At 75.7% G+C, this 10568-nt stretch carries 8 protein-coding genes and 1 pseudogene; 1 reads left to right on the forward strand and 8 read right to left on the reverse strand.

Going from position 1 to position 10568, the window contains the following annotated elements; all coding sequences use genetic code 11:
• Nucleotides 1–103 precede the first annotated feature (103 nt).
• Nucleotides 104–493, forward strand: a complete 390-nt coding sequence (locus tag QJS33_RS09615) for a hypothetical protein (RefSeq protein WP_306367534.1) — start codon at nt 104–106, stop codon at nt 491–493.
• 121 nt (nt 494–614) lie between these two features.
• Here QJS33_RS09615 and QJS33_RS09620 read toward each other — a convergent pair whose 3' ends face one another.
• The 8 genes and pseudogenes from QJS33_RS09620 to QJS33_RS09655 form a co-directional block, all read right to left on the reverse strand.
• On the reverse strand, nt 615–1961 hold the full coding sequence (locus tag QJS33_RS09620) for a hypothetical protein (RefSeq protein WP_306367535.1): 1347 nt from the start codon (nt 1959–1961) through the stop codon (nt 615–617).
• A gap of 128 nt (nt 1962–2089) precedes the next feature.
• Complete coding sequence (locus QJS33_RS09625; protein ID WP_306367536.1) at nt 2090–3310, reverse strand: site-specific integrase; 1221 nt, start codon at nt 3308–3310, stop codon at nt 2090–2092.
• 23 nt (nt 3311–3333) lie between these two features.
• A complete protein-coding gene (locus QJS33_RS09630; protein WP_306367537.1) occupies nt 3334–3834 on the reverse strand; it encodes a hypothetical protein in 501 nt (166 codons plus the stop codon).
• A gap of 10 nt (nt 3835–3844) precedes the next feature.
• Nucleotides 3845–4168: a hypothetical protein gene (locus QJS33_RS09635; protein WP_306367538.1), complete on the reverse strand. Its 324-nt coding sequence runs from the start codon at nt 4166–4168 to the stop codon at nt 3845–3847.
• A gap of 154 nt (nt 4169–4322) precedes the next feature.
• Entirely contained in the window at nt 4323–7919 is a 3597-nt protein-coding gene (locus QJS33_RS09640; RefSeq protein WP_306367539.1) for a TM0106 family RecB-like putative nuclease, read from the reverse strand.
• A 165-nt stretch (nt 7920–8084) separates the two neighbouring features.
• Complete coding sequence (locus QJS33_RS09645) at nt 8085–8822, reverse strand: septal ring lytic transglycosylase RlpA family protein (protein WP_306367540.1); 738 nt, start codon at nt 8820–8822, stop codon at nt 8085–8087.
• A gap of 293 nt (nt 8823–9115) precedes the next feature.
• Nucleotides 9116–10264, reverse strand: coding sequence for a protein phosphatase (locus QJS33_RS09650; RefSeq protein WP_306367541.1), 1149 nt, complete (start codon nt 10262–10264; stop codon nt 9116–9118).
• Between the two features lie 110 nt (nt 10265–10374).
• Nucleotides 10375–10568, reverse strand: a pseudogene (locus QJS33_RS09655) (sirohydrochlorin chelatase); the annotation flags it as partial.

Genomic DNA, 10568 nt, shown 5'->3' on the forward strand with positions numbered 1-10568 from the left:
AGTCCCGACGGCCGTCACATCTGTCGGCACCCGTGGGGGCGCGCCACCCTGTCGGTATGGACGGTGACGCGGTGGACTCCGTCAGAGCCGAGGTGGAGCAGGTGTGCGCGGACGGCAGCAGGCCACCGTCGAGGGCGTGGTGGGAGGCGCCGGGATCGGTGGGGACGAGATGAACCTGCACCTCGGCCGGGACGGAGGTGTGGACGACCGCCTCGGTACCGGGGACGGGGAGTTCGGCCCGTTCACGGCCGAGTGCTCGGGGGAGGTCCACGTCCACGCCGGTGATGGGGTGAGTGCCCGCTTCACCGTCGGCGGCCAGGGGGTCGTCTTCCTCCTTGACGGTGAGGAGTTCGCCACCGTGACGGGCGAGGACGGCGGCGAAGTCGAGTGGGGTGCGGGTTCGTCGTTCTCCGTCGGGACGCTCCGGGAGTTCGTCCGTGAGGATGGTCGGGACGACCGGGTCACCTTCAGCGGATCGGTGGATCGCCCCTGACGATGCGGCACGCCGCCGACGCCGCGCCGTGTCCTTCAGTGCCCAGGCGTCGGCGCCGGACTCATCGGCATCGGCCGCAGCACCGCCTTCGGCCGGTCCCGCAGCCGTGTCCCGGCGGGGTTCAGCGCCAGGTGGGGCCCCAGGCGGAGCTGTTGGAGACCCCGGGTGGCAGGGGCGGCAGGCCGGTGCCCGTTTCGGGTCGCGCGGGCGGCTCGGCGGCGGGCGGCGCCGGGCGCGGGGGGTCGGGTCGGGCCGCGGGCGGCTCGGGCGCCGGAGCGGGGGCCGCCTGTGGTTCGGGGCGCTGGGGCCGGGGCTCGGGTTCGGGGGCCAGGAAGCCGCGGACGCGGTCGGCGCCGGTGGCCTCCTCGGCCAGGACCGGCTCGGGGATGGGGGTGGAGTCGTCGGTGGCGTCGGGGATGGCCGGTTCGGCCGGGGCGACCCGCTTCCACCACAGGTCGGCCTCCTCGGGCGGCAGCTCGCCCTCCACCTCCAGCCAGCCGGTGACCAGGGGGTGGCGGCGGTGGGCGTTCCAGGAGCGGGGGTAGGGCTGCTCGTCCAGGACCAGGACGTGTTCGCCCTCCAGGGTGGGGATCTCGGCGGGGACTCCCTCGTTCCACACCCAGGTGCCGTCGTGGGCGACCAGGTTCCACCAGCCGCGCACGGTGCGGGCGGCCGGGTCGGGGTCGCCGTCGCGGAAGGCGCGCACCCAGCGCGGGTCCGGGGGGTCCCCGGCCAGGCCCATGCCGTTCGGGCCGATCAGGGCGTCGGCGAGCAGGGTGTGCAGCTGGAAGTTGTCGCCGATGCCGTCGAACAGGACACGGAAGGCGCGGCCGGAGTGGCGGTCCAGGACCAGGGCCGAGCCCGCCTCGGCCATGCGCAGCAGGGCGCGGACCTCCTGAAGGTCGGGCAGGTGGTCGCCGAGCTGGTTGGCGACGGCGACGAGTTCGGCGTGCAAGGTGGGGTCGCGGCGTACGTGGGAGCGCACGGTGGAGCGGGTGAGCATGGTCTTGGCGGCCAGGGCGTGGCGGGCGATGGTCCACCAGCACATGGTGGCGCCGGGGGCGTCGGCGCCCAGGTCGGTGGCGACGCGGTTCTCGTCGGCGGCGGTGACGGAGTCGGGGTCGGGCGGCTCTCCGCCGCCGGTGCGCTGCCAGGCGCGGGCGAAGACGATGGCGCCGCGGCCGATGGCGCGCAGGCGGCGCAGGACCTCGGGGCCTGCGGGGCCGGGGTCGGTGCCCGTTTCGACGAGGGCTCCGGCGACGACGCACAGGTCGGCGGTGATGCCGGGGGCGGCGTGGTCGCCGGTGAGGAGGGGCGCCAGGGCCTCCAGGGCGAGTTCGCGTTCGGAGGCGGGGATCTGGGAGGCCAGGACGAGCACCCGGTGGACCGCGGAGGGGAACTGACCGGGGTCGGCCGCCACCGAGGCGTCGATCAGTTGTTGGAATGCGGCGCGGAATTCGTCGACCATGGGCCCGTCCCCTTTCTCACTCAACCAACCTAATGTGTCGTGAGTGAAGGATCGCACGATAAGTGCGGTTTTCCGTCCTCACCGGTGGGTTCGTTGACGATTCGAGACGAGGCCCCACCCGGCCCGCCTCACAGTCCCAGGCGGGTCACCGCGTTGTCGTCCAACGGGTCCGCGCTGCGGATGTAGTCGTGCACCGTGCGCGGGTTGGTCCAGCGCCCCTGACGCATGATCTCACGGTCGGCGGCACCTCCCAGTGCGGCTTGGGTGGCGAATCCGGCGCGCAGGGAGTGGCCGCCGAACGCGTCGGGGTCCAGCCCGGCGCGGGCGGCGTACTTCTTGACCGTGTCCCCCACCGACTGGCCGGTCATGGCCTTGCCCCCCAGGGCGCCGTGGCGCGAGACCGGCACCAGCAGCGGGCGCCCGGAGCCGTCGGCCAGCGGCGCCAGCGCGGCGGTGTCCAGGCCGGCGCACCGGTGCGCGGTCGCGGGCGGCTCGGTGGCGGCGCGGGCCAGCAGGGCGCGCACCGCGTCGGTCCCGCCCGCCAGGTGGGCGGTGCGCAGCTCGGCCCAGTCCGCCAGCGCGCACACCGGGCAGGTGTGCCGGTGGCGGCCCCGGGGCAGCGCCACGACGTGGCCGCGCCGACCCTCCTGGTCGGTCTTGGTGGCGCCCAACGCCACCAGCAGCGTCGTCGCCCCGCCCACCGGGTCGGTGCGCACCGTGATGTCGTCGAAGGTGATGCCCGCCAGCTCCGAACGGCGCAGCGCCCCCGCGAACCCGGTCAGCAGCAGCACCGTGTCGCGGCGCCGGGTGATACCGCCCGGGTGTTCGGGGCCGGGGCGGTGGGCCAGCAGCGCCTCCAGGGTCGCCAGCACCACCGGGTCCTTGCGGCGGGGGCGGGCCCGGCGGGTGCGGCGGATACCGCGCAGGGTCAGGCGGACCACCTCGGCGCGGGTGGGCGAGGCCAGCCCGTGGGCGCCGTGCACGGCGGCGATGGCCGCGGCCCGGCGCTCGATGCTGGCCGGGGCCAGCGCCGGGCGCCCGTCGGGGGTGCGGGCCTGGGCGCAGGCGGCCAGGTACACCGCGACGTCGACCGCCTCGGCGGGCAGTGCGGTGCGCCCCTCGGCCAGGCACCAGGCGGTGAACGCGGTCCAGTCGGTGCGGTAGGCGCGCAGGGTGTTGGGCGACTGGGCGTTGGCCAGGAACCGGCCCAGCGCCCGGGCCTGGTCGTCGTCGAAGCGCTCGCGCACCCGCTCCAGGGCGCGGGCGTCCACCAGGACGCTGTGGGTGCCCGCGGCCAGGCGGGTGCGCACGGCGTCCGGTAGGGCCACGGCGTGTTCGGGGACGTCCACGGGGCCTTCCTCGTCTGGGCGGGTCAGCCGGACAGGTGGGTGCGCAGGGCGTCCCACAGCTCGGTCGGGGGCATCGCCCAGAAGACCAGTGCGGCGGAGACGGCCAGGGCGGCGGTGAACCCGATCGCGGCGATCCTGCGGCGCAGGACGACCGCGGCGATCGCCGAGAGCGCGGGCACGACCAGGGCCAGCACCAGCAGCCAGATCAGGGCGGTGCCGATGGAGTCGACGGCCCCGGCGGCGGCGCCCGGGTCGCCCGGGTCGACGGCGGCGGCGTCCAGGGTGGTGAACAGCAGCACCGCGAGCGCCAGCGGGGAGCCCAGGCCCCACACCAGGGCCAGCACCACCCACAGGGCGGTGATGCGCCGGTCGGGCGGGTCGTGGACGACCAGCGGGGTACGCGACACCCTGCCCCGGGCCCGCGTTGCGGACTCCTCGGCGGTCTCCTCGTCGGCGCGTTCCGGGGCGGGGCCGCGGTCGTGGTCCCGGCGCGGTTTGCGCTGTCTGCGTTTCTTGGGTGACACGCCCGGGAGCCTACCCGCCCAGGGGGGTGAAGTGGATCAGGGACACGAACACCAGCGGCCAGGCCAGCAGCACCAGCGACCACAGGGCGGCCCTGCGGTCGCCCGCGACGGTGGCCACGGCGGCGGCCAGCAGGGGGATGCCGACGAAGGCGCCGAAGGAGAGGGTGAACCACTCGGCTGCCGACCCGGCGTCGGAACGGGCGTTGGTGCCCATGAGGTACCCGACGGGTCCCAGGGCGAGGGCCATCAGGGCCAGGATGAGGACGACGACGCGGATTCCGGTGGGGTGGCGGGTGTTGCGGCCACCGCCGGAGGCGGAGGGACTGTCGGACACGGGGGCCGGGGTGCCTTTCGAGAACGGGTCGGGGTGGGCCGTCGCGCACGCGCGGCGCACGGCCTCGCGATCGTGCGGACCGGCCGTGGCAGGGGGCGTGCTCAGTAAAACGTACTCCACCCGGAGGGTGTCCGAAACCGGTGACGGGGTGTCGTCACCGGTGGTCGGGCCAGGGACGGGCGGCGCCGCTCAGGCGGGTGAAGGACGCCAGCAGGCGCAGTTCCTCGATGCTGCGCGGGGCGGTGGTGGCCAGGTGCGGGGAGTGGACGAGAACGGCGATCAGCTGGGCCCGGGACAGGGCCACGTTGAGGCGGTTGCGGTCCAGGACGAACGCGGTGCCGCGGCTGGTCTCGGCGGCGTCGGAGGTGGTCATGGAGCAGATGACGGCCGGGGCCTCCTGGCCCTGGAAGCGGTCGACGGTGCCGACCCGGATCCCCTCCAGGGCGGGGTCGGCCTCGGCGGCGCGGGCCAGGGCGCGGCGCAGGGCCCGCACCTGGAGGTTGTAGGGGGCCACCACGAGGATGTCGTGGCCGGTCAGCGGCCGGGGCTGGGCGTCGGGGCCCGGGGTGACCTTGTCGGCGACCAGGGCGGTGGCTGCGGCCACGACGGCGTCGACCTCCTCGGGGCTGTGGGTGGTGCGGCCCCGGTGGTCCACCACGTGCGCGTACAGGCCGGGTTCGTGGGCGGACAGGGCGCGCAGGGCGGTGGTGGGGTGGGCGTGCAGGCGGCCCTGGTAGGACAGGTCCGAGACGGGGGCGCACACGGCCGGGTGCATGCGGCGGGTCTGGTCCAGGAAGTAGCCGCGGGCGGGGTCGATGATCTGGCGGCCGCCCATGAGGTGCTGTAGGGCGGAGGCGTCGGCGCCCTCGCCGTGGGTGCCCTGGACGACCTGGGGCAGCTGCTGGGGGTCGCCCAGCAGGACCAGGTCGCGGGCGGCGGCGGAGACGGCCAGGGTGTCGGCCAGGGCGAACTGTCCGGCCTCGTCGATGATGAGGACGTCCAGGGGGTCGGCGACCATGGAGGCGTTGGCCATGGCCCAGGCGGTGCCGCCGATGAGGACGGGGCGGCCCTCGGCGGTGCGCCCGGTGCGCCATCCGGCCAGGGCCTGGGGGGTGGTGGGCTGGTCCCAGGGCAGGTCGGGGTCGGCGTCCTTCTTGGACTTGGCGCGTTTGGCCGCGGGCAGGTCGATCCCGGCCTCGGCGGCGGCGCGCAGGGCCGCGGACATGACGTTCTCGACGGCCTTGTGGCTGGTGGAGCACACGCCCACGCTCTTGCCCTGGCGGGCCAGGTGGGTGATGAGGCGGCCGGCCAGGTAGGTCTTGCCCGCCCCGGGCGGGCCCTGGACGGCGAGGTAGGAGTGGTCCAGGCGGTCGACGGCGGCGATGGTGGCCTCGATGAGGTCGCCGCCGTGCGCGGCCGGGTCGGGCAGGGGCCCGGCGGGGGTCAGCCGCGGGGGGATGCGGCGCAGCAGGTCCAGCCCGGCGTGGCGGGGCCACTCGGGCAGGTCCGCCAGGGCCCGGCCGGCGACGATCTCCAGGGCGCCGTCCTTGGGTGCGGGGTTGACCGGTGAGCCGGGCAGGACGGCGACGGGGTTGCGGAAGTGCAGGGCGTCGGCGTCGCAGGTCTCGACGATGGTGAGGCTGTCGGGGCGGGCCTCGCCGACCGAGGCGGTGGCGGCCAGCGCGGGCTGCCCGGGGGCGCCGGGGTAGAGCAGGTGGACGTCCTGGCCGGTGGTGAAGGGGTGGGGGTGGGAGGTGTCCAGGCGCATGAGGATCTCGCGGCGGGCCTTGCGCTGGCGGCCGGTGGGTTCGATCCACTCCCCCGCGCGGACCTGCCAGGGGACGGCGCAGTCGGTGTCGGTCTCCAGGTCGGTGAGGGGGGCGTTGGTGCGGCGGTAGTGCTCGCGCCAGGGCGGGAGGTTCTCGCGCTGGTAGTAGCCGACCAGGGCGGCCAGGGCGGCGCGGGCGGTGTCCTCCTCGGTGCGTTCGGCCGGGTCCTGGGGCACCCGGTCCAGGAGGGGTTCGGTGAGGGCGGCCTGGCGGGCCAGGCGTTCGGCGCGTTTGCGGGCGCGTTCGGCCTCGGCCTCGGTGAGTTCGAGCTGGACCACGGGGCGGTCGGTGATGCCCTGGAGGGTGCGGTGCTCCTCCAGCCAGTCGCGCAGGCGGGCGGTGGAGTGGCAGTCGTCGCGGTTGTAGGCGGCGATGTCGGCCAGGACCTGGGCGGCGCGGTCGTGCTCGCCGGCCTCCAGGGCGGCCAGGTACGCGGCGTAGGCGTCGATGCTGGAGGTGGCGGTGGTGACGCCGCCGGAGCGGGCGTCGGGCAGGTAGAGGGGTTCGAGGTACTTGATGGAGTAGGAGCGCTGGGAGACGCGCAGGCTTTTGCGGACCACGGTGTACAGGTCCACCAGGCGGTGTTCGCGCAGGAGCCGGTTGACCTCCTCCTCGCGGGTGGCGAACTCGGAGCTGAGGTGTTTGAGGCGGTCGACCTCGTAGGAGGCGTAGTGGTAGATGTGCGCGTCGGGGTCGGCCTCGATGCGGGCGCAGGCGAAGTCCACGAAGTCCTCCAGGGCCTTCCTCTCCTGGGTGCGGTCGTGGGCCCAGAAGGTGTGGAAGGTCTCGGCGCCGTGCTCGTCCTCGGTGGTGGCGCCGAAGAGGTATTCCAGGCCGCGTCCGCCCTCGCGGGAGTGGTAGGGGTAGCCCTCCATGTCGAAGAAGACGTCGCCGGGGCTGGGGGCGGGCAGGGAGGCCAGGCCGTCGGGGGCGAACACCTCGGCGGTGACGGTGCCCTGGGGGTTGTCGGGGGTGCGGGTGGTGTCCTGGCGGACCTGGAGGCGGGCCTGGGCGCGCAGCTGTTCGAAGGAGCGGCGGGGCAGGGCGGCGGGGCGCCGGTCGTCGTCGGCGCGGGCCAGGTCGTCGATGGTGCCGATGCCGGCGTCGATGAGTTTGGCGGCCTGGTCGGTGCGCAGTCCCGCGACCAGGGACAGGTGGCGGGCGGCGGTGCGCCCGGAGGAGCACCAGGTGGAGTAGCCGCAGCCGTCGCAGGAGGGGCGGGGGGCGCCCCAGGTGGGCGAGGGCAGGGCGGGGTCGGTGGCCAGGGAGTCCAGCAGCCGGTCGGTGACGGTGCCCAGGATGGGGGTGAAGTCGATGGTGTCCAGGCTGTGGGTGTGGCCGTCGCCGGTGAGCAGGTGCATGCGGCGGGGGGTGCGTCCGGTGGCGACGGCGACGGCGTGGGCGTAGGCGGCGAGCTGGACGACGGCGCCGGGTCCGGGGCGGCGGGCGAGTTTGGTGTCCCAGGGTTCGTAGGTGAAGGGCGCGTCGGGGTCGGCGTCGGGGCGGGGGGAGCCGGTGGCGGGGTCCAGGTCGGCGCGGATGAGGAAGTCGGCACGGCCGTGGAAGGCGACGGGGACGGGTCCGCGGGAGGGCAGGGGGTGGTGGAAGCAGCCCTGGTAGATGACGGGGGCGCCCTGGGCCATGGCGTGGGCGGTGGCGGTGGCGGCCTCGGCCAGGGAGGTGTCGTCGGGGTGGGGGTCGGGGATGTGGACGACGTGGCCGAACAGGGCGGTGAGGCGTTCGAGTTCGGCCTGTTCGTGCAGGAGTCCGTGGTGTGCGACGAGGGGGTCGACGGGTTCGGGGGCGGGTGCGCCCTCCACCCGGGCCGCCAGCGCGGCTTTGAGGGCGCTGCGGTGGTCGCATTCGAGGGTGTCGACGAGGTCGGTGGGTGAGACGACCCAACCGGTGGTGGTGCGGAACAACGCCCCTGCTCCCTCGCGTGTCGGTGGATGATCTTGCGAATGACGGGGATTGTGCCACGGGGTGGGGACGTGCGGGGGCTCACACGCGGATCCCGCGGTGCCGGAAACGCCGGGCGCCCCGCATCCCCGTCGAGGGTGCGGGGCGCCCGGCGGGCACGGCGACGGCTAGGAGACGACCTGCCACTGCACCTGGCCGACACCGGCTCCGGTGCCGATGATCTGGTCGAACGCGGCCGTGGACAGGTCCAGGCAGCGCCCGGCGATGAAGGGTCCGCGGTCGTTGATGCGCACGGTCACCGACGCGCCGTTGTCGGGGTTGGTGACCTGCACCATGGTCCCGAACGGCAGGGTCTTGTGCGCGGCGGTCATCGCGTTGGGGTCGAAGGTCTCCCCGTTGGCGGTGGTGCGGCCCGCGAAGTCGGCCCCGTAGAAGGAGGCCTCGCAGGTGCCGCCCTCCCCGGTGGGCTCCCCGCCGCCACCGCCACCGCCACCGCCGCCGGTGGAGGTGTCCTCCTCCGGTTCGGGCTCGGGCGCCTCCTCGATGTCGGAGGCGTCGGCGCTGGTGGACTGGGTGGCCCCGGCGACGGCGTCCTCGGCCCCCTGGGCGGCCCGGGCGTCCGGCTCGCCCTGCCCCTGGGCGGGGACGAGCGGGTCGGGGTCGGCCTCGGGGATCACGGTGGCGTTGGTGGCGTTCTCGGGTCCCGCGCCGGTGGCCACGACGGCCGCGGTGGCGGTGCCGCCCACGAGCAGGGCCAGGCCGGCGGCGCCGGCGAGGATGAGGGTGCGCTTGCGGCGGGCGCGCTTGGCGGCGACCCGGGGACCGGCGGGTGCGGTCCCGCGGGTGGCGTCGAGGAAGGTGGTGTCCTCGTCGACCGTTGCGGTCTGGGGCTGGTGTTCGCCCACGTCGGAGTCCTTTGAACGGGAACAGGGCAGGGCGGGCCGCTCGGTGGCCCGCGCACGGCATCGCCCATGGGAAAAGGAGGGCGGGGGGTGTGCGCCGGGTGTAGGGCGCCCGTCGGTGCCGGGCCGTACCGGGGCCCGGCCGCGGGGCCGGATGAGGGACCGCCGGGTGGCGTCACGCGGGGTCTGAGCGCAGAGCCTAAGGGGTAACGCTGGGGTAACGGTACCGGAAAGCGATGGTTTGTGGAACTTCTCACCGTGTGATTGCGGGCGGTCCTTATCCGGTCACAGGGCGGTCAGCCGGTGATGCGGGGGTCGGGCAGGTCGGCGCGGCGCGGCGGGATCCCGTCGGGGAACAGGGTGGCGGCCGGGTCGGTGAGGTCGTGGCCGCTGAGGCGGGCGACGGCGCGGGCCAGGGCGGGGTTGTCCAGGTGCCCTCCGACGGTGCGGATGAGCAGGGCCAGGGCGGGCAGGACGGGGGCGCCCAGCCCGGCGGCGGCGTAGCGGGCGGCCACGGCGGGGGTGCGCGAGGCCCCGGCCCAGCAGTGCAGCAGGACGCGTTTGCCCTCGGCGCGCAGGGCGGCGACCGCGGCGGCGGCCTCGTCCAGGGCGAAGTGCAGGTTGGCGTTGACGCGCGGGCTGTCGTGCAGCCACACCCGGATCCAGTCGGCGGGGGCCAGGTGGGGGGCGTCGGTGGGGTGGGTCCGGCACAGCGAGACCACGGCGTCGACCGTCTCGGGGTGGGCGCGCAGGTGGTCGATGTTGCCGAGCAGGACCTCGGGGTCCAGGGGGTGGGGGACGGCGAAGGGCGGCAGGCGGCGCGGTTCGGCGACCAGGACGCCGGCGTGGGGCCACCGGTCGGCGCGGGGGCCGCGGGCCAGGGCGAAGGTGTCGACGAGCAGGGTGTGGGGGTCGACCGTCCCGGACAGGACCCGCAGCGCTTGCAGGGGGACGGCGGACAGGCCCCAGCGGGCCCCGGCCAGGGCGCCGGTGTACATGGCGGCCAGGTCCCCGGAGGCGGTGTAGGCGGCCCAGACGGCGTCGACCAGGTGGGTGCAGGCGAAGGAGCCGCGGTGGGGCGCGTGGTCCGGTACGGGGGTGCGGGCCAGGGCCAGCCAGGAGGCGCCGCGGGGGTCGTCGACGGGGGCGTGCTCCAGGTCGGGTGAGCGGTCGGGGGCGGCACCGGTGCGCACCAGCGTGCGCAGGGCGTCGGTCCAGGCCCGGTCCAGGGGGTCGGCGACGGGCGGGGAGCGGTGGTCCAGCGCGGTGCGGGCCAGGGCGGCCAGCCGGGCGGGCGGGGAGGGCGCCGGGTCCAGGAACCGGGCGAGCAGGCCGGGGTCGGCGCCGACCAGGGCCGTTGCGGCGGCGGCCCCGGTCAGAACGCCCATGGCGCGGTCCCAGACGGGTTCGCGGACGTCGTCGGGTAGGGCGGGTGGGACGGGCATGGCGCTGCCTCTCGGGGGGCGGTGGCGGGTCCACCGGGATGTGTTCCCGCTCAGCGGCGGATGCGCACCCGGTTGCCGCAACCGGCCACCCTTTCGCCCCGCCCCCGCGATCACGCGGGTTGGGGGATGGCGGCCTCGGCGTAGCGGGCGGCGACGGCGTGGGCGATGGCCGCGTCCGGGCACAGGGGGTCGGCGACCACGTCGGCCCCGGCGGCGGCCAGCCGCCGCTGGAACAGGCCGGGGGCCAGCAGCCAGGACGCCAGGGCGACGCGGCGGTGGCCGCGGGCGCGCAGTTCGGCGACGC

Origin of the sequence: Nocardiopsis sp. CC223A (genome assembly GCF_030766825.1) — a bacterium.
GTDB lineage: Bacteria > Actinomycetota > Actinomycetes > Streptosporangiales > Streptosporangiaceae > Nocardiopsis.

Excerpts from the sequence above, each read along its gene's own strand:
- QJS33_RS09620 (WP_306367535.1), bottom strand. The coding sequence starts at position 1,961 with ATGGTCGACGAATTCCGCGCCGCATTCCAACAACTGATCGACGCCTCG.
- QJS33_RS09650 (WP_306367541.1), bottom strand. The coding sequence starts at position 10,264 with ATGCCCGTCCCACCCGCCCTACCCGACGACGTCCGCGAACCCGTCTGG.